Here is a 19585-nt window from a genome sequence, read left to right on the forward strand (position 1 = left end):
GGTGTCTGAGCGCTAGGCCTGCGGGCGGATGCGCGTCAGGAAGGACTCGGAGCTGAAGTCGGTCGATCCGGCCGCGGCCTCGTGCGTCGCGGCTCCGTCGTCGGCGGCGGCGACGAAGGCCTTGTTCTGGCCGCTGATGGAGGTGACGATGCCGACGAGCGCCGAGTTGAGGGCGTTCGAGATCTCGTCGGTCTTCGACTTGAAGTTGTTGAAGCTGGCCTTCGCGGGCCCGTTGAAGGTAGAGGAGAGCGGCTCGGCGGCGTCGAAGAGCTGCTTCACGAGCTCGCCGAGGTCGTCCGATTCGGTCTGCGACTTGTTGCCGAGCGTGACCAGGGTCTGGTCTTCCATTGCGAACTTCATGGCATCCTCTCCAGCACCGCGATCGGCGCGCGTTCTTATCCGGAGACGCCAGTCCAGCACGGGATGCCCGCCGTCGTCCAACTTTTTACCGGGGAGTTCTCCCCTCCCGGCGTCAGGTTTGGCCGACTAGCCTTGCGACTCGTGTGGAAAACGGCCGAGCTCCCAGCGGCGACCGCCCAGCTCGCCTGGTCGATCGCGCTCGACGTGGCGCTCGCGCTCGTGGTGATTGCTGGCCTCTCGCTGCTCGCCGCGGGCCACAGCCTCGCGTTGGCGGTGCTCGTCGGGGGGTTCGTGGCGCTCGTCCTGCTCGCGGTCTGGTGGTGGATGCGCGCTGCGCTCGGCACGAGCGCGGGCCACGCGCTGCTGGGGCTCCGGACCGTCGCCCGTTCGACGGGCATGCCCGCGCATCCGTTCACGGGCGCACGCGCGACGCTGAACGTGCGGAAGGCGAGTGACCCGCTGCGGCTGGTGCCGGCCGTGATCGAGCTCGCCCCGCCCACTCGCGTGCCCCAGCGGTTCTCGAGTCCAGACCTCGAACTGCACTTCGATGACGGGTCGCGTCACATCGTCCGCGGCGTGATCGTCGTCGGCCGCGCCCCGCAGGTCTCGTCGAGGAGCCAGCGGCCGGTCGCCGTGCCCGACTTCTCGCGCAGCCTCGCCCCGACGCACGTGCGCCTCGAGCCGAACTTCGAGGGCGTGCTCGTCACCGATCTCGGCAGTGTCGCCGGCACGTGGGCGTTCGCGGGCGGCGACCCGCAGCGCTTGCAGGCGGAGACCGCCGTCACCGTTCCCTTCGGAACGGTGCTTGCCCTCGGTTCGAGGCGCGTGCGCCTCGGCCGGCCCGGCGCGACAGGAACGGGGGTGGCCGCGTGAGTGAGACGGACCGCACGCTCATCGACACGACGCGAGCGCACCGCGAGCGGATGCTCGGCGCGCTCGCGCATGGACCGCAGGCGACGAGACGCACCGTCAACACCAACGTGGGTCGTCTGCTCGGCTCGGTGATCCTCGGCGCCGTCATCTGCTGCGCATGCCTCGGCACGAGCTTCGTCGTGAACCTGCTCGAGGACCGCAAGCAGCAGGAGGCGATCTCCGCGTTCCAGGCGGCGGCCGCAGCGAACCCCGTGCAGCCGGGTGGCACGGTCGTGAAGGACGAGGCGACCGGCTTCCTGCTCGACCAGGCGACGGGCCAGTACACCGACCCGCGTACGGGGTTCGTCGTCGACCCGGCCACCGGCTACGCGACGGACCCGGCCGGCAAGCTCATCGACACGAGGATCGGCTGGTACATCGACCCGGCTACGGGGTACTACACCAACCCGACGAGCGGCATCACGGTCGACCCGCAGACGCTGACGGTGGTCGAGTGAGCAGCGCCAGCCCTGGCATTCGGCGAGCGAACCCCGACGCCCGGCGACAGAACCCTGAGGAGCACTGAGTGTCGTACACGCGACTCACCGTCATCGGCAGCGAGCGGAAGGCAGAGCTCGCGCTGCCGAGCACCGAGCCCGTCGGAGTGCTCCTTCCTCACGTCCTCGAGCTGCTCGAGGAGCAGCCCCGCGGCGGTGACGTGCTGATCCTGACGACGCTCACCGGCGCGTCCCTCGACTTCGACGCGACCCTCGAGGAGCAGGGGGTGCGGCCGGGCGCCATGCTGCGCGTGACGACCGCCGACGACGCCCCGCAGGCGCCAGAGGTCATCGACATCACCGACGCCATCACGGAGGCCGGCGCCACGAGGCGGGACGCCTGGGGAGAGGCGCACACGCGCACGACGCTGGCCGTCACCGCCGGGGTCGCCGCAGCGGGTGCTGCCATGTGGGCCATGGGCGCGTTCGCGCTTCCGGCGCAGTGGATGCTCGCCGCCGTGGCACTGCTCGCGGCCGTTGGAGCGGGACTCGCGCGGTCGGGCCAGCGGGTCGCTGCGGTCGCCGTCGCGAGCGCAGCGATCGGGATCGCGCTGCCCGCCGCGTTCGGGCTCGCCGCGGAGGTCGGCGGCACCGGCGGCACCGGCGGCACGGAGGCTCTGGTGCCGAACACGGTGCTCGTCGCCGCCATGTCCGCCTGGTTCGTGCTCGGACTCGTGTGGGGCATCGGGTTCCAACGGGGGTCTGCGAGGTACGGCGCCGCAGTCGGGCTGCTCGCCAGCAGCATCCTCTTCTTCCTGAGCCTTGCGGGCTTCGATCGCGGCGGCGTCGCGGTCATCGTGTCCGTGCTGAGCGTCGCGGCCCTCGGCGTGCTCCCTGGCGCGGCCCTCTCCCTCAGCGGCCTCACGTCCTACGACGACCGCATCATGCGCGGTGAGCGCGCCTCGACGGTTGACGTGCGCGCTGCCATCAGCGAGTCGTTCGCGCAGCTCACCTGGACGGTCATCGCCGTGTCGGTCGTCGCCGCGCTGTCGCTCACCGAGCTGCTGCTCTCGGCCGACCCGTGGCGGCAGGGGCTCGCGGGGGCCCTCGCCATCGTCGCGCTCCTGCGCATGCGCACGTTCCCACTCGCACCTCCCCGTCTCGCGCTGCTGGCCGCCGCCGTCGTGCCCGGCATCCTGTGGCTGCTCTCGACGCCGCTCCTCGGCGACGGCGAGAAGGCCCTCGCCGCGGGCGTCGCGGCGCTGGTCGCGGTCGCCACCGCCGCGTGGAGCCCGAGCGGGGTCGTCGCCGCCAAGCTCAGGCGCTGGGCCGACATCGTCGAGCTGCTCGTGGTGCTCACTGTCGTGCCCCTCGCGCTCGGTTCGTTCGGGATCTTCGCCGACCTCCTCGAGGCGTTCCGTTGAGCCGAACGAGCGCCCTGAACCTCGCCTGGCCGCACGCGCTCACGGCGCGCGGGGCGGCCGAGCTGCGCGAGCTTCGAGAGCACGCCACCGTGCCGCTGGCCCTCCGCCGCCGTGTCGGGGTCGCCTCGCTCGCGGTCGGCGCCGGATGCACGACGGTCGCTGTGGAGCTCGCCCGCTTCCTCTCGTCGGTGCGACGTGACCGGGTGCGCTTCGTCAGCGCGCAGGGCGGGAGCCCCCGCCCCGAGCGCGGCCTCGATGGCACGGCCGTCGAGGCGCTCGAGCTGTCACCGGCGGAGTGGCCCGCCGACGTCGACGCCTGGTGGCGACTGCACCGCGCATCCAGCGACGCCTACGACCTCACGGTCACGGACTGGGGCGCGACTCCCCTGGAGCGCATCTGCGACCTCGCCGAGCACTCGCACGTGCTGTGCCTCGTGGCCCCGGCCGACCGGTCGAGCGTCCAGCAGGCGCTCGACGTCGCCGCCGCCATCGGCGCGCACACCAGGGTCGTGCTCGTCGCGGTCGACGTGCAGCGCGTCGCCGGCGTCGCGACCGAGATGCTCGTCGACAACCTCCCCTTCCCGTCCGTGCTCCTGCGACACGACCGGAAGCTGCGCGAGGGCGCGGGGCGGGGACTCGACGGCGTGCGGATGCTGCGCCTCGGCGCCAGGGTCATCGATGCGGCCGCGGGGGTGGCGGCGCCGCCGGTGCCCACGCCGGTCGCGCAGTCGGTCCCTGGTCAGGCTGCGACTCCGGTCTCGCCCTCGGCTGCAGTTCCCGCGCCGCCTTCGGCACCCGAGCCGCCCGCGCAGGCGCCGGTGTTCCCCCCAGCACCCAGCCGACCCGCACCCACCCCCGACCGATCAGGGAGGCGACCGTGAGCATCCGCGACGCACACCGGCCCACCCGGACCGTCTTCCCGGCCCAGAGACCAGAGCCCCGCCAGCTCGCCTCGCCGCCCACGCTGAGCGACGAGGCCAGCGCGACGCCATTCCAGTTCCTGCTGCCGGTCGCCGGCGCGCTCACATCCGTCACGATGATGGTCGTCATGCGCAACGGCCAGCCGCTGTTCCTCTTCATCGCCGGCATCGTGTTCGTCGTCGCCATCGTCTCGGGCGTCGGCTTCGCGATCTCGGCCAGGGGACGCGCCGGCCGGGCGCTGCGCATCCGCCGCAAGCGCTACCTCGACTACCTCGAACGGCAGCGCACCGAGCTACGCGATGAGGCGACCAGGGCGGCGCGGGCCGCGAGGCTCGTGCACCCCGACCGCAGCGGCCTGGCGTCCCTGGTGCAGGATCCGGCTCGCCTCTGGGACCGTCGCCGCGGCGACCCCGACCACCTGCAGGCGCGTGTCGGCACGGCGACCGTGCCATGGTTCCAGCTCGGGGTCTCCGCTGAGGACTCTCCGACCGAACCCGCCGACCCCATCCTGCTCCGCGAGGCGCAGCTGCTCGCCGAGACGCACAGCGAGGTGCCCGGGATGCCCGCGGTCGCGGAGCTACGGGGCGCATCCGTCGTCGCGATCATCGGCCCGCGGGAGCGCACCGTGCCGCTCGCGAGGGGACTCGTCGCCCAGCTGGCGAGCCACCAGCTCCCGGACGACGTGCAGCTCGCCGCGGCCTTCGCTCCGGACCGCAGCGAGGACTGGCGTGGCTTCGACCTGCTGCCGCATGCCCAGAACCCGCGCCTCTTCGACGGTCCGATGCCGGCTCGCCGCGTCGCACCCGACCTCCGCCAGCTCGCCGCCGTCATCGGGAGCGAGCTCCTCGACCGCACCCAGACGGCCGCCGCGGCGAGGCGTCGCGGTGGCACGGCGACAACGCTGACCAGTCTCGTCGTGGTCGACGACCGCCACGGCGAGCCCGCCCGCCCGCTGCAGCTCCCCGACCGCAGCTACACGCCGAGCGAGATCGGCGTGACCATCGTCCACCTCGTCGACGAGCGGCTCCACGAGCCTGACGACGTCGACGTGCGCATCGAGCTCGCTGCCGACGGCGGCGCGGCGCTCACGCACAACGCGGGCGGCAGCGAACAGCACACGCTCGCGTTCGACGCCGACGAGGTGACATCGACCGCCTTCGAGGGCCTCGCCCGCGCCCTGGCCGCACGGCGCACCTTCGCCACCGCGGGGGCCCGCGACGACGAGGGGCCAGCAGCCGACATCGCCGAGATCCTCGGCGTGCCCCTCGACAAGCCAGTTGCCCTCGACCGCGTCTGGGCGCCGCGGCAGCCCTCGGAGTTCCTCCGCGTCGCGTTCGGCGTCAACGACCAGGGCCGCCCAGTGCACCTCGACCTCAAGGAGAGCGCCCAGCAGGGCATGGGCCCGCACGGCATCTGCATCGGCGCGACCGGCTCCGGAAAGTCGGAGATGCTGCGCACCCTCATCCTCTCGCTCGCCGTGTCCCACCCGCCGGAAGACCTCGCGATGATCCTCGTCGACTACAAGGGCGGGGCGGCCTTCGCGCCGTTCGAGGGACTGCCGCATCTCGCGGGCCTCATCGACAACCTCGCCGACGACCCGCAGCTGACGGTGCGAGCGAAGGCCTCGCTCCAGGGTGAGGTCGTGCGACGACAGCAGCTGCTGAAGTCCGCCGACTCATCGCCGTCCATCTCGCACTACCGCGAGCTGCGCCGCACCCGCCCCGAGCTTGCACCCATGCCGCACCTGTTCGTCGTCATCGACGAGTTCGGCGAGCTGCTCACGGCGGAACCCGACTTCATCGACCTGTTCCTGCAGATCGGTCGCATCGGCCGGTCCATCGGCGTGCACCTGCTGCTCTCGAGCCAGCGCATCGAGGGCGGCAAGCTGCGCGGCCTCGACACCTACCTGTCCTACCGCCTCGGTCTGCGCACGTTCAGCGAGGCCGAGTCGCAGGTCGTGCTCGGGTCGGGCGACGCCTTCCACCTGCCGCCGATCCCCGGCTACGGCTACCTGAAGGTCGACACGAGCGTCTACCAGCGCTTCCACGCCGGCTACGTCTCCGGTCCGATCGACGAGGTCGCTGAGGCGCGCCCAGTCACGGACGACGAGCAGCCGCGCATCGTCGAGGTCCCCCTCTTCAACGGCATCGACAGCGGGGGAGACCCTGACGCGCCGCTCGTGCTGCGCGCCCCGGAGACCCGCCGCACCCTCATCGACGACCTCGTCGCCCAGCTGGACCGGCCGAAGAAGGTCAGGCCGGTCTGGCTGCCCCCGCTCGCCGAGCGCATCTCGCTCGGCGAGGCGTTCGCCGCCGGCGCGGACAACTCGGCGGACCCCAGCGATTCCGGCGAACACCACCACGGCCCTTCTGCCCCAGGGGGAGCGCATCCGCTCCGCTTCGTCATCGGAGTCGAGGACGAACCCGGGAACCAGCGGCAGGAGCCGTGGGTGCTCGACCTCACGAAGTCGGGTGGCCACGTCGCCATCATCGGTGGCCCGCAGTCGGGGCGGAGCACGGCGCTGCGCACGATCGCCGCATCGCTGGCCCTCAGCGGCGCGCCGGGCGCCGTCGGCATCTACGGCATGGACCTGACGGGCGGCGGTCTCCGCAGGCTCGAAGCGTTCCCGCACGTCGGCGGCGTCGCCACGCGAGGAGACGACTCCAGGCTCGTGCGCCTCGTCGAGGAGCTCACCGCGATGCTGCGGATGCGCGAGGAGCTCTTCAAACGTCACAGCATCGACAGCACGGCGCAGCTCCGCGCCATGCACGCCGCGGGGAAGCTGCCCGGGCTGCCGACCGCCGACATCGTGCTCCTCGTCGACGGCTACGGCGCGCTCCGCCAGGACTTCGAGCACCTCGACGGGCCGTTCACGAAACTCATGCTGCAGGCGTCCAGCTACGGCATCCACCTCATCGTGACGCTCGGCCGCTGGAGCGAGCTGCGCATGGCGCACCAGTCGCTGTTCGGGACGCGCATCGAACTGCGCCTCAACGACCCCTCCGACTCGGCCATCGACCGCAAGCTCGCCAAGTCGGTGCCACCCGACTCCAGGGGGCGCGCCCTCACCGACGCGAAGACCCTGGCCCAGTTCGCGCTCCCGACCCTCGAAGCCGTCGACCCCGACCAGGTCGGCGACGCCCTCGAGGAACTCGCGGCCCGAGCGGCGGAATCGTGGAGCGGGCCGGCCGCAGCGCCCATCCGCCTCCTGCCGAGCGTCGTCGACCCATCGAGCCTGCCGGATGCAGCCGACGAACCCGCCGCCGTGCCCCTCGGCCTGCGCCAGGACACGATGGACACCGCGCTGTGGGACTTCCTCGACTCCGACCAGCACCTGGTCGTGCTCGGGGATGCGAAGAGCGGCAAGTCGACGGCGCTGCGCGTCATCGCCAAGGGGCTCGTCGATCGGTTCACTCCCGACGAGCTCGCGATCGCCGTCGTCGACCCGCGCGGCAAGGTGCCCGGCGTGATCCCCGAGGAGTACCTCGCGGCACACGCCAAGTCGGCGGCGCAGGCGAGCGGGCTCGCGGCGTCCATCGCAAGCGAACTCGCCGAGCGGCCAGGCCGTACCGCCGAGGAGCTCCGGAAGACGCCACGGGTCGTGCTCCTCGTCGACGACTACGACATCGTCGCCGCCGGCGGCACCGACCCGCTCGGAGCGCTCGTCCCTCACCTGCCTGCAGCTCGCGACCTGGGCATCCACATCGTCGTCACGAGGCCCGTCGCCGGGTCGACCAGGGCCATGTACGCGCCGTTCCTGCAGAGCACTCGGGATACAGGCGGGGCGCTGCTGCTGCTCTCCGGCGACCGCAGCGAGGGGCAGATCGCGCCGCGCCTCTACGCCGAGCGGATGCCCCCGGGACGCGGCAAGTACGTGCGACGCGGAGAAGCTCCCGCGGTCGTGCAGCTCGCGAACCTCCCGGAGCGCGCCTGACGGCTCGGCTCTTCCTCGGCGGGCGCCTGGCCTGCTGCGTCGCTCAGCGGGTGGTGAGCGGCTGGAACTCGGGATGCTTGCGGATGAACGCCGCCACGTACGGGCATTGCGGGACGATGGTGAGCGCCGACTGCTCGCCGAGCGTCGTCAGCGCCGCATCGGTCAGGACCGCGGCGAGTCCCTGCCCCTGGTAGGCGGGGTCGACGACGGTGTGATCGATGACGATCGCGTCGGCGGTCGTGACGTAGCTCAGGAATCCGATCTCGGTGCCGTCGCCGTCGTTGAGGGCGAACCGCGAGCGATCGTGCTGGTGCTGGACGGAATTTGACATGCGCAGAGGCTACGCCGTCCCACCGACAGAAGACTCAGTGGTTCCGCCGACGATGCCGAACGCGAGCATCAGTGTCCGCACCCCTCGGCCAGTCCCGGACGACCCCGCCAGCGCCTGTGCGAGGGTTGACCGGTGACTGAGGAGCAGCAGGACCACACGCCGGACGGCCAGGCACCTGGCGGCGGGGCGTCGGATGACCGGACGACGGATGTTCAGGCGCCGGGCGACCAGGGCCGGCGCGCCGAGCGTGCCGGACGGACCAAGCGCAGGGCCTCAGCGCGCGTGCGCCGGAACCGGAAGATCGCCGCGGCGGGCCTCGCGGTTGTCGTGCTCCTGGGAGGCGGCTTCATCTACTGGGCCGTGACGGCGGCATCGAACGGTGACGCGAGCGTGCCGACCATCGCATCCACCTCGACGCCAGCGACGCCAACGCTCACCCCGACTCCCACCGCCACCCCGACCCCGGAGCCGACCGCCACGGCCGAACCGACTCCGACCGAGACCCAGCCACCGGCCTCCGCGCTCAACACCACGGACCCCAACAGCATCACGGTGCTCGTGAACAAGCAGACACCGCTGGTCCCCGCCGACTACGCGCCCGCGGACCTCGTCGCCATGTCGGAGATCGGCGTCCCGTCCGCCAACGGCCACTCGCTCCGCTCGGAAGCGGCGACCGCGGTGCAGACGATGTTCGCGGCGGCCAGCGCCGAGGCGGGGCTCACCCTGGACATGACCAGCGGATACCGCGACTACGGGCTGCAGACCGAGCTCTACACCGGGTACGTCGCCGACCTCGGCCAGGAGGCGGCCGACCTCACGTCGGCTCGTCCCGGGTACAGCGAGCATCAGACGGGGCTCGCCGCCGACATCTCATCGCAGGGTGAGGGATGCGTGCTCGAGCAGTGCTTCTCGACGACGGCGGGCGGTCAGTGGCTCGCCGCGAACGCCCACCGCTTCGGCTTCATCCTGCGCTTCCCGGACGGGGCGACCGCGACCACCGGGTACGAGTTCGAACCCTGGCACTACCGCTACGTCGGCACGGAGACGTCCGCCGCGATGCAGGCGGCTGGCACCACCACGTACGAGGAATTCCTGGGCGCTCCCGCGGCGCCAGGCTACTGAAGAGGCCAGGCTCGGTAGAGTTCTGCCAGAGCTTTGGAAGCAGAAGCACTCCAAGACCAGGAGGTCGAGATGGCAACGTGCCCCACGTGTGGTGCCGAAGCGCAGGTCGGACAGAGATTCTGCGCCGAGTGCGGTACCAAGCTGACGGCCGTGCGCCCTCGCGCCGCCGAGAGCGACGGCAGCAACGCTGCTCCGCGCCGACCCGCTGATATCGGTGCGGGCGGGTTCCGCTGGAACGCCTCGGCCCCCACTCCTCCCTCCGAGGTCGTGGGCCGCGCTCGCGAGGAGGCGGAGCAGAAGACGCCGACCAACGACGGTGACGACTTCTTCGCACGGTACCGCCCGAAGACCTCGTCGCCGAGCGCGCCAGAGACGGACGACGCCGGTAGCGAACCGGAGCCCGTTGTTCCGGAGCCCCCGTCGTTCCTCCGCTCGCGCCGCCGCTTCAACCCCGACCTGCGCGCGACAGGTGAGCGAGGAATCGTCACGCCCGAGACGGTCATCCCTCCCACTCCGGCACGCCCACGCACCCCCGCGCCAGCTGAGCCGCCCGTCGCGGCACCGACCGCCGAGGACGCCGCGGCCCCGCAGATCCCGGAGGCGCCGCGGGCTCCTGCGGCGTCCACGCCGAACACGACGGGTCCAGTGCGGGACGCCTTCGCGTTCGAGCCGCCGACAACCGAGTTCGACGTGCTCCCCATGAACACCCCGCCGGCACGGGCGTCCTCCCAGCCGGGCGTGCCCGGCGCAGACGACAGCGAGCCGCGCGGACAGGTGCCGAGCTGGTTCTCCGACCTCGACGGCACGGGCGACCCCGCGCCCGTGGAGCCGGCCGCATCCGCCCCGTCCGCGCCAGCTCCATCGGCCCCCGCATCCGCACCGCGTGGCGTGACGCCGGCGAGCGCCGAGCCAGCCAGTGCCGCACCGCAGTTCGGCAGGCCGCCTGAGCGACCGGCGGCGGCAGCCGGTTCCGACGAGCCACGAGACGCCCGCGGCTCAGCAGCTGGCGCCGCGGCGTCGGCCGATGCCGGCATCGAGGATGCCGGTGCGCAGCCTGGCCCCGGCGGCGACGCCCCACGCATTCCCGCGTTCCGCGCCGAGCCGCCGGCGCTCCCGACGCCGCGCGTCGTCCCCTCTCCGCCGCCGATGCCCGCAACGGGAGACCCGTTCCGCGGCGCATCCGCTGCCCCCGTCTTCCCGAGCGGGCCGGCGGTCGTTCCCGGTGAGCCGCCCCGCGCGGCACCTGCCGGGACGAGCGCCTTCGATGAGCTCCTTGCCGGCGAGCGCAGCGACGGCAGCGTCCTCGACGACTCCGACCGCCCGATCGTGTCGCGCGACTTCGAGCAGACCGGCATCGTGCCGCTGCCGTCTCGCAAGCGCGAGAGCTTCGGTGAGGCGCGCGACTCCGAGCGACAGGATGCGGCCGAGCTGTTCGGCGCTTCCAGCGCCCCGGCGGCGCAGACCCCGCACATGCCGGAGGCTGCAGCCCACGAGCCGAACGCCGCGCAGGCGCCCAGCGCGCCGGAGGTGGAGCCATCGACGCGCGCGCTGCCGAAGCAGCACACCGGACCCGCTTTCGGCGAGGACGTCAACCAGGGCCAGGGGTTCGCGCAGGAACAGGATTCCGCGCAGGGCCAGGGCTTCGCGCAGGATCGCGACAGCGAGCGGAATGCGCGCATCGCCCCAGCCGAGGCGCCTCGGGGAGGCCAGCGCGAGCAGGACCCTGCCAAGGAGCTGCTCTCCAGCTGGTTCGACGAGGACGAGGCGGACGACTCGTCGTCCGCACCGGCGTCCGCCGGCGTGCGAGCGCCTCGGGCGCCTCGACGCCCCGGGCCCGCGGCTCGCGCGACTGGTGCCCCTGCTGCCGCCCCGCCGCGGTCGACGGGGCCCGTCTCCTCGGGGCCGGTCAGTGACGAGCCAGACGTCCAGCCGTCTGATCGGAACCCGTTCGACCGAGTCGGTGCCGCGCTCGGCGGCGGAAGCGGTGGAGGCGGTGGACGCGTCGGTGCGGCCGTGCGTGGCCTCGACAACCGCAACCGTCGACGACTCGGCATCATCGCCCTCTCGGTGGTCGGCTCGATCCTGCTGATCCTCTCGGCCATCATGATCGGCAACGTCGTCGGAGCGAACCGAGACGACCCCATCGCTGGCGGCGACCCCTCCGCGAGCGAGACCGCCGCTGAGCAGCCCGCGACGGAGGAACCGGCACCGCCCGCCGGACCGGCCGCCGTCGCCGACCCCAACTTCGCGCCGGTCACCTTCACGAGCGAGACCGGCAACATCCGCTGCCAGATCACCCCGGAGACGGGCGTCGCCTGCCAGCAGTACACGGTCGACTTCCCGGTTCCGGAACAGGCGTGCGAGGCTGGCGCGACGGGCGTCGTCGTCGGGCTCGACTCCAACGGCTACACGTTCCCGTGCCTCACGGCCGACATTCCGCTCGAGGGTGCCGTCGTGCAGCCCTACAACTCGCCCGTGGTGCTTGGCGAGTTCGTGTGCGAGATCACCTTCGAAACCGGCGTGACCTGCTTCAACGCGTCGGGGGACATCGTGAGCGTCGAATTCTCGGCCGGTGTCGGACAGGCCGGCCGCCTCAGCGCGACCAACCCGACGCCCGCCGAAGGCCAGTAGCCGCGCGTCATCGCAGCGCGAAGACTTCGACGAAGCAGAACGCTGCCTGCGTTGCCAACCTCTCGAGTTCGTCGAGGAGCTGGAAACGCAGGCAGCGTCGCTGCGGCGGGTGGTGCGCTGCGGTGCGCGGTCAGGAACCGAGCGCCGCGTCGACGATCGCCTTGGCCTCCGCCTGCACGAGCTTCAGGTGCTCGGGGCCCTTGAACGACTCGGCGTAGATCTTGTAGACGTCCTCGGTACCGGACGGGCGGGCGGCGAACCATGCGTTCTCGGTGGTGACCTTCACTCCGCCGATTGCCGCACCGTTGCCAGGGGCATGGCTGAGGCGTGCCGTGATGGGGTCGCCGGCCACCTCGACCGCGGAGATCGCGTCGCCGTCGAGCTTGCCGAGCACCGCCTTCTGGGCGGGGGTGGCCGGTGCGTCGACGCGCTCGTAGGCGGGGCGACCGAACTCGGCGACGAGCTCCTCGTACCGCTGCGACGGCGTCTTGCCGGTGACGGCGATGATCTCCGCGGCGAGGAGGGCGAGGAGGATGCCGTCCTTGTCGGTGGTCCAGACGGTGCCGTCCTTGCGGAGGAACGAGGCTCCTGCTGATTCTTCGCCGCCGAACACGATGGAGCCGTCGATGAGGCCCGGCACGAACCACTTGAAGCCGACGGGCACCTCGACGAGCGTGCGGCCGAGCGATGCTGCGACGAAGTCGATCATGGTGCTCGACACGAGCGTCTTGCCGATGCCGGCCGACTCGGACCACTCAGGGCGGTTCGCGCACAGGTAGTCGATGGCGACGGCGAGGTAGTGGTTGGGGTTCATGAGCCCCGCGTCTGGGGTGACGATGCCGTGGCGGTCGGCGTCGGCGTCGTTGCCCGTGAGGATGTCGTAGTCGTGGCGGCGTGCGAGCACGGAGGCCATAGCGGACTGCGACGACGGGTCCATGCGGATCTTGCCGTCCCAGTCGAGCGTCATGAACGGCCAGCGCGCGTCCACGTCCGGGTTCACGACCGTGAGGTCGAGGCCGTACTCGTCGGCGATGGCCTGCCAGTAGCGCACGCTGGCGCCTCCGAGCGGGTCGGCGCCGATGCGCACACCCTCGCGCTTGATGGCGTCGACGTCGATGATGTTCTTCAGGTCGCGCACGTAGTCGCCCTTGAAGTCGTGGCGGCCCACGTTGCTCGTGTCCGGGGTGCCGCGCTTCACGCCTTCGAGGCCGGCCTCGATGAGCTCGTTGGCGCGGTTCGCGATCCACCCGGTCGCGTCGCTGTCCGCCGGCCCGCCGTGAGGGGGGTTGTACTTGAAGCCGCCGTCTTGCGGGGGGTTGTGGCTCGGGGTGACGACGATGCCGTCTGCCTGCTCGGTGTTGGCCGGGTCGGCGTTGTAGCGGATGATCGCGTGCGAGAGCGCGGGGGTCGGCACCCATTCGTCGTCGAGGTCGGCGAGCACGGTGACGCCGTTGCCGACGAGCACCTCGAGGGCGCTGCGCTCGGCCGGTTCGCTGAGTCCGTGCGTGTCACGTCCGATGAAGAGCGGGCCGGTGATGCCCTGAGTCGCTCGGTACTCGACGATGGCCTGCGTGATGGCGAGGATGTGCGTCTCGTTGAACGAGGAGTTCAGGCTCGAGCCGCGGTGGCCGCTCGTGCCGAAGGCGACGCGCTGCGTCGACACGGCGGGGTCGGGGATCTTCTCGGCGTACGCAGCGATGAGTGCGTCGAGATCGATGAGGTCAGTTTCAAGGGCGAGGCTGCCAGCGCGATCGTGCATGCCCTCAGTCTGGCACCGCGCGGTGTCTCGTGGGGAGGAACTCATGCATCGGCATAGGCTGAACCCCATGACCGATGCCAGCACCGTGCCAGATGAGCGAGAGACGTACTCCTACCTCGGGCCGGCTGGCACGTTCACGGAGGCGGCGCTCAGTCAGGTCGAGGCTGCCGAGGAGCAGATCTGGCGTCCGGTGAGCAACGTCGGCGAGGCGCTCGCCGATGTCACCTCCGGGCGCAGCGTGGCGGCCATGATCGCGATCGAGAACAGCATCGAGGGTGGCGTCACGGCGTCGCAGGATGCGCTCGCGACGATCCCGGGGCTCCGTATCGCGGGCGAGTACGAGGTGGCGATCTCGTTCAGCCTCGTCGTGCGGCCGGGAACGCGTCTCGAGGATGTGCGCACGGTGTCGGCGCATCCGGTTGCGTACGGACAGTGCCGCAGGTGGTTGCACGTCAACGTGCCGGGTCATGAGCACGTCGTCGCGAACTCGAACATCTCGAGCGTCAACGCGCTCTTCGACGAGCGAGGCGACATCGACGCCGCGATCGCGCCGCGAGGGGTCGAGGACCGCTTCGACGTGTCCGTGCTTGGCGAGAGCATCCAGGACAACAAGACGGCGCGCACACGGTTCGCGCTCGTGAGCCTCAGCCGTGAGCTTCCGGCTCGGACTGGGGCTGACAAGACGAGTCTCATCGTGGAGCTTCCAGAGGAGTTCCCGGGGTCGCTCATGGTCATGCTCGAGCAGTTCGCGACTCGCGGCGTGAACCTGTCGATGATCACGTCGCGGCCATTGCCGGACCGCATCGGCTCGTACCGATTCGTGCTCGATCTCGATGGTCATATCGACGACGCGAGGGTCGCGGATGCGCTGCTCGGCCTTCGCCGATTCAGCCCGCACGTCATCTTCCTCGGGTCGTACCCGAGAGCGGACCGCAAGCCTGTCGTCGTCGACCCCAAGTGGGGCGACGAGCACTTCGGCGAGGCGGTCGACTGGCTGAGCTCGCTGCGCGGCTGACGCTCATCGCGCGCTGGCGTCGGCGAGGTTGGCGCCGAGACGGCGTGCGCTGTCGGCCGTGAGATCGAGCACCGGGCCGCCGCGCAGCAGGATCGCGACCCAAGGAACGCGTTCGTGGTGTTCCTGATGCTGGACGAGCACCAGCGTGTCGAGGGCGAACGCGTGCTGACGTTCGCGATGGGGCGCCGGGGCTCGCGTGACCACGGAGACCTCTCTGCTGGCGCCATAGTGCAGCGTCTCATCGGCGTCGAGGTGCAGGGCGATGCACCACGCTGGGCAGAGCGGGGTGCCGGATCGCGTGATCATGCGCGTTCTCCTCTGGTGTGCACGCGGCAGGCTGCCCCGGTCCGGCACAGCCGGGGCGGCTGCCGCGCGGAGCGGTTGCTGGGCTGTCCGGACACCGTAGAAGTGACCGCCGACATTCTGTGCCGTCTGGCACCGGGCCGGTCTCGCGTGCCCTCCGCTCTGGGCTGCATAGCGCACCGCGTATCCCGGCGCCAGGGGGAGAAGTACCCGAAATTCGCCCCTTGCAAAAGGTCACGGTCCTGTTACGTTGGTCAAGCACTTTGCTGACTCCCACCTTCGCGTGCTAGCCAACCCCGGTTCCGGGACGGCTCCGGTGGGATGGCGGGACACCGCCTCAGCGACGCAGAGTGAGAGCATGACCACCACGCGGGTGGCCGCCCCTTGCGAAGCGGCGCCTCGCAGCACCGACACGACCCGCAACCAACGAAGGGGCCCACGCTTGAAGAAGCAGCTCGAACAGCTTGAGTCGGAGACGGGCTCGCGCTCGATGTCGGCTCGCGGCGGCGTCCGCAAGACGCTCGCATCCATCGGACTCATCGGCGGCATCGTCGCGATCTCCGCCGGCCTCGGCTCGGCCCCTGCGCTCGCCGACACCCCGAGCGAGGACCTCACCGGATCTCGCACGGAGCCGGTCGCGGCACCGTCGCGCCACGGAGACGACACCCGCTCGCACCTCTCGCGCTCGACGGAGCCCGTGCGCAACTACGTCATTCAGCCTGGAGCGGAGCTCCCAGCTGGCGTCACGCCCGACGAGGCCGCCATCTGGGAGATCTACGTCAAGATCGCGACGCCTGCCTTCATCAACGAGCACATGTCGACGTACGAGACCTACAACAACCCGAGCAGCAACACCGCCGCTTCGGTCAACCAGGACAGCACCGACCCCTCCAAGTGGCAGCTGAAGGTCAACCTCGCCTACGCGGACGATCAGGCGATCCTCACCGAGACCCTCATCCACGAGTTCGCCCACGTGCTCTCGCTCAACACGGACGAGGTCGACCTCACCTACGCGTCCTGCGAGAAGCTCGAGCTCTGGGAAGGCTGCCCGCAGCCCGACTCGCAGATCCTCGGCTTCCACGAGAACTTCTGGGAGCCCTACGGCGACGCCGCGCCCCCGCAGGACAACTACGACTGGAACGTCGCCAACGCCTGGTACGCGACCCACGAGTCGGACTACGTCAGCAACTACGCGGCGATGAACATCGTCGAGGACTACGCCGAGACCTGGGCGGCGTTCGTCGTCACCGACGTCCAGCCCACGGGTGACACGGTGCTCGCCGACAAGTTCGAGTTCCTGTGGAGCGACGCGGAGCAGCTCGAGCTGCGCAAGAACATCCGCATCGCCCTCGGCTTCGACGTGGCCCCGACTCCGACGGCGACGCCGACGGCAACCCCCACGGCTACGGCGACGCCGACCGCGACGGCAACCCCGACGCCCACGGCAACCGCAACGACGGAGCCAACGGCGACGGCGACGACGGAGCCCACGGCTACGGCGACGACCGAGCCGACGGCAACCACGGAGCCCACGGCTACGGCGACGACCGAGCCCACGGCCACGGCCACGACCGAGCCGACGGCAACCACGGAGCCCACGGCTACCGCGACGACCGAGCCCACGGCCACGGCGACCACGGAGCCGACCGCGACGCCGGGCACGACCATCACGGTCACGCCTTCGCCTTCGGAATCCACGTCGGCGACCCCGACTGAGACTGCGGCGGCCGCTGGCGGCGACGACACGCTCGCAACCACGGGTGGCGAGTTTGACGCGACGCTCGCATTCGGCATCGCCGGTTCGGTGCTGCTCGCCGGTACCGTGCTCCTCCTCGCGCAGAAGAAGCGCAAGCAGGACGCCTAGGCGCCAGCAGGTCCAGGTCCGGCGCACGCCGGTCTGAGAGACTGGGCGGCCTACCCCGACACGGGGTGGGCCGCCCTTTTTCGCGCACGGAAGGACGCAGCCGTGTCTCCGGATGCGCGCGTCCTGGCGTCCGCAGTCGCACTTGAGAAGAGACAGACGTGTCGTCAGCTACTCGCCGCAGCCCTCGCCACACCCCTCCCCACACCCCGCATCGACGCGTTCGTCACGTCGGGCTCGCCATCATCGCCGCCCTCCTCGGCGCGGCAGTGTTCTTCTGGGGGGCCGTGCAGGCACAGGCCGTCGAGGTGGCTTCGGGTGCCGCGGAGCAGTCTGTTCCCCGGGCTGCGGTGGTCACGATCGCCGTGCTCTCCGGGGTGATCGTCGTGCTGCTCGTCGCCTTCGTCGTGTGGATGCGGCGGCACGCGCGCTCCGAGCGGGATGAGGTCGACGAGCCGGGCGGGGGAGCGGCCCGTTCCGACTGACGACCGAGGCTGTTCGCGGCGTTCAGCGACGCGTGTCGGCCGCGAGGTCGCGGAGCGCCGAGGCGAGGTGCTCGGCGCTCAGCGTGGTGAGGTCGAGGACGGCCGCGCCCTCGTGGAGGACCGCGATCCACGGCCCAGGCTCACCCGCCTCTTGATGGGCGACGAGCTCGAGCGTGATCGGCGTCGCGGGCAGCTCCGGTCGGAACAGGCGCTCACCGGGACTGGGGCGCCGCATGACCGCGAGCTCGATGCTCGCTCCGTGGTGCAGGGTGTCGCCGTCGAGGTGCAGCGCGATGCACCAGGTCGGGCAGGTGTTCGTGCCGGTGGCGTGCGTCATCGATCGCTCCAGGTGTCGGCGGATCAGCGGGAGGGAAGCGAGGGGACCCGGCACAGTCTGTTCTCGTTGCCCTGCACCGACAAGCTACGGCTTGCCACCGACATTGTTGAGGTGGGGCTGCGAGGGTCAGGCGCTGGGGGTCGCGCCCGGTTGCGCTGAGGTGTCGTCGTCGAGGAGTTCCATAGCGGCCACGCCCAGGAGCTCTGCCATGCCTTCGAGTGTCTGGAGCGTGATATTCCGCTCGCCGCGCTCGACGGAGCCGATGTAGGTGCGGTGCAACCCCACGACCGCGCCGAGGGCCTCTTGGCTGATGCCGCGCGAGAGACGAATTCGACGGATGTTCTTGCCCACGCTTCGCTGGAGTTCACCGACCATGTCCCAAATGATGGAGGAATGCTACTCATGAGTCTACAGAGTTATAAGTAGCATTCTGGCCCCGTGCTCCGCGAAGCTGCAAGCTGTCGGGCGACCCCGGTGTGAAAGTTAGGCATGCGACCGGGGGAGCCGCCCGTCTCGAGCGTGCTCCCCGGGCGCGCCGCCTCAGCTGAGCCCAGGCTCCTTCGGGGAGTTTTCGGCCGCGGCGAGGCCGAGCCGTCGCGCGAGCGTGCGCAGACCCTCGTTCTCGGGGATGGGCTTCGGGGTGCGCACGGTGAGGCTCGCGGGCTCGATCCAGATGCGCGCAGCCGTGATCCGGCCGGCCGCGTCCCCGTCGACCTCGAACTCCTCCGGCCCCGAGTCGAGGCGGAAGGTGACCTCCTCGACCTGCGCGTACGTGAGCGCACGCACGTGCTTGCGACCTTCCAGCAGGATGCGCCGGCCGACGTCGGTGCGGCGCATGATGCCGGACTGCACGACGATGCGCCCGTAGATCTGCAGCCAGCCGAGGAGTCCGTTCGGGCGCATGATGGCGAGGTCGAGTCGTCCGTCGTCGATCTCGGCGTCAGGGAGCAGGTGGAGTCCGCCGGGCATCAGGCCGCAGTTGCCGACCATCACGGTGGCGGCGCGCAGCGTGCTGGCATGCGACTTGCCGTCGACGCGCAGTCGCAGGTGGAAGTTGGGCCCGTTGGCCACGGAGCGCAGGATGCCCCCCAGGTATGCGACCCAACCGACCTTCTTCTTGAGGTCCTCTGAGGTGTTCGCGATCATGCCGGCGTCGATCCCGACGCCGCCCATGACGGTGAAGGCCATGCGCTCGCGGGTCTTGTCCTCGCGTTCGACGGCGGCCCAGCCGAGGTCGATGCGAGCATCCACTCCGCCGAAGGCAACTTCCACGGCGCGAGCGACGGTGGTCATGGGCAGCGAGGAGGGCTTCGCGCCCGGCAGGATGGTCGAGGCGCTCTGCACCATCTCGGAGACCGTGTCGGTCACGCCCCCGGCGACCTCGATGCCGATGTTGCGGGCGAGCAGGTTGCCGGTCCCGCCTGGTACGACACCGAGTGCGACGTCGGTGCCGGCGAGCGTCTCGGCGACGAGCCGAACGGTTCCGTCGCCTCCGGCGGCGATGATCATGGTCGCACCGGCGGCGATGGCCTCCTTCGTCTGCCCGGCACCGGGATCCTCGACGGTCGTCTCGAACCAGAGCGGCTCTGGCCAGTCGTACCGCTCGGCGCTCTCGGCGGCAGCTGCGCGCAGCGCCTTCGTGTCGACTTTCACTGGGTTGACGACGATGGCGGCGAGCTTGTCTGAACCCTGTTGGGCGGTATGCGGCATGCAGTGAGCCTAAGACAGCCATGGTGTGCGTGAGCGCCGAGCT

General features: G+C 71.0%; 17 protein-coding genes. 10 read left to right on the forward strand and 7 right to left on the reverse strand.

Annotated features, from left to right (window positions below):
• Positions 1-12: 12 nt before the first annotated feature.
• Complete coding sequence (locus F8O03_RS11730; protein WP_104254576.1) at positions 13-360, reverse strand: hypothetical protein; 348 nt, start codon at positions 358-360, stop codon at positions 13-15.
• 141 nt (positions 361-501) lie between these two features.
• Here F8O03_RS11730 and F8O03_RS11735 point away from each other — a divergent pair, with 141 nt between their 5' ends.
• The 5 genes from F8O03_RS11735 (at position 502) to eccCa (ending at position 7988) form a co-directional block, all read left to right on the forward strand.
• Complete coding sequence (locus F8O03_RS11735; protein WP_151423993.1) at positions 502-1233, forward strand: FHA domain-containing protein; 732 nt, start codon at positions 502-504, stop codon at positions 1231-1233.
• The gene (locus tag F8O03_RS11740; RefSeq protein ID WP_151423994.1) at positions 1230-1730 is read left to right on the forward strand and encodes an OCRE domain-containing protein; all 501 of its coding nucleotides are present in this window, start codon (positions 1230-1232) and stop codon (positions 1728-1730) included. Before F8O03_RS11735 ends, F8O03_RS11740 begins: the two co-directional genes overlap by 4 nt.
• Positions 1731-1798: 68 nt before the next feature.
• The gene (locus F8O03_RS11745; protein ID WP_151423995.1) at positions 1799-3133 is read left to right on the forward strand and encodes an EsaB/YukD family protein; all 1335 of its coding nucleotides are present in this window, start codon (positions 1799-1801) and stop codon (positions 3131-3133) included.
• Complete coding sequence (locus F8O03_RS11750) at positions 3130-4014, forward strand: hypothetical protein (protein WP_151423996.1); 885 nt, start codon at positions 3130-3132, stop codon at positions 4012-4014. The genes F8O03_RS11745 and F8O03_RS11750 overlap by 4 nt, the downstream gene beginning before the upstream one ends.
• Positions 4011-7988, forward strand: a complete 3978-nt coding sequence (gene eccCa, locus F8O03_RS11755) for a type VII secretion protein EccCa (RefSeq protein WP_151423997.1) — start codon at positions 4011-4013, stop codon at positions 7986-7988. The genes F8O03_RS11750 and eccCa overlap by 4 nt, the downstream gene beginning before the upstream one ends.
• A 43-nt stretch (positions 7989-8031) precedes the next feature.
• On the opposite strand, the gene F8O03_RS11760 is transcribed toward eccCa, so the two are convergent.
• A complete protein-coding gene (locus tag F8O03_RS11760) occupies positions 8032-8319 on the reverse strand; it encodes a GNAT family N-acetyltransferase (protein ID WP_151423998.1) in 288 nt (95 codons plus the stop codon).
• Positions 8320-8451: 132 nt separating this feature from the next.
• Between F8O03_RS11760 and F8O03_RS18085 the strand changes: the two genes are divergently transcribed.
• Positions 8452-9441, forward strand: coding sequence for a M15 family metallopeptidase (locus F8O03_RS18085; protein WP_167516554.1), 990 nt, complete (start codon positions 8452-8454; stop codon positions 9439-9441).
• Between the two features lie 150 nt (positions 9442-9591).
• A complete protein-coding gene (locus tag F8O03_RS11775) occupies positions 9592-12072 on the forward strand; it encodes a hypothetical protein (RefSeq protein WP_244296212.1) in 2481 nt (826 codons plus the stop codon).
• Positions 12073-12202: 130 nt separating this feature from the next.
• Here F8O03_RS11775 and pgm read toward each other — a convergent pair whose 3' ends face one another.
• Positions 12203-13831, reverse strand: a complete 1629-nt coding sequence (pgm, locus tag F8O03_RS11780; protein WP_151424002.1) for a phosphoglucomutase (alpha-D-glucose-1,6-bisphosphate-dependent) — start codon at positions 13829-13831, stop codon at positions 12203-12205.
• Positions 13832-13898: 67 nt separating this feature from the next.
• Here pgm and pheA point away from each other — a divergent pair, with 67 nt between their 5' ends.
• A complete protein-coding gene (gene pheA, locus F8O03_RS11785) occupies positions 13899-14846 on the forward strand; it encodes a prephenate dehydratase (protein ID WP_151424003.1) in 948 nt (315 codons plus the stop codon).
• Between the two features lie 3 nt (positions 14847-14849).
• On the opposite strand, the gene F8O03_RS11790 is transcribed toward pheA, so the two are convergent.
• Complete coding sequence (locus tag F8O03_RS11790) at positions 14850-15152, reverse strand: DUF6907 domain-containing protein (RefSeq protein WP_151424004.1); 303 nt, start codon at positions 15150-15152, stop codon at positions 14850-14852.
• Between the two features lie 439 nt (positions 15153-15591).
• Between F8O03_RS11790 and F8O03_RS11795 the strand changes: the two genes are divergently transcribed.
• Positions 15592-17013 (forward strand): hypothetical protein, encoded by a 1422-nt coding sequence (locus F8O03_RS11795; RefSeq protein ID WP_151424005.1) that lies wholly within the window; start codon positions 15592-15594, stop codon positions 17011-17013.
• 158 nt (positions 17014-17171) lie between these two features.
• Complete coding sequence (locus F8O03_RS11800; RefSeq protein ID WP_151424006.1) at positions 17172-17495, forward strand: LapA family protein; 324 nt, start codon at positions 17172-17174, stop codon at positions 17493-17495.
• 22 nt (positions 17496-17517) lie between these two features.
• Here F8O03_RS11800 and F8O03_RS11805 read toward each other — a convergent pair whose 3' ends face one another.
• The 3 genes from F8O03_RS11805 to F8O03_RS11815 all read right to left on the reverse strand — a co-directional run bounded on the left by F8O03_RS11805 (position 17518) and on the right by F8O03_RS11815 (position 19542).
• Entirely contained in the window at positions 17518-17832 is a 315-nt protein-coding gene (locus tag F8O03_RS11805; protein WP_151424007.1) for a DUF6907 domain-containing protein, read from the reverse strand.
• Positions 17833-17958: 126 nt separating this feature from the next.
• Positions 17959-18207: a helix-turn-helix domain-containing protein gene (locus F8O03_RS11810; protein ID WP_151424008.1), complete on the reverse strand. Its 249-nt coding sequence runs from the start codon at positions 18205-18207 to the stop codon at positions 17959-17961.
• A 165-nt stretch (positions 18208-18372) separates the two neighbouring features.
• Complete coding sequence (locus F8O03_RS11815) at positions 18373-19542, reverse strand: diacylglycerol/lipid kinase family protein (protein ID WP_151424009.1); 1170 nt, start codon at positions 19540-19542, stop codon at positions 18373-18375.
• Between the last annotated feature and the right edge of the window lie 43 nt (positions 19543-19585).

The organism is Pseudoclavibacter terrae (assembly GCF_008831075.1).
Taxonomy (GTDB): Bacteria; Actinomycetota; Actinomycetes; order Actinomycetales; family Microbacteriaceae; genus Pseudoclavibacter; species Pseudoclavibacter terrae.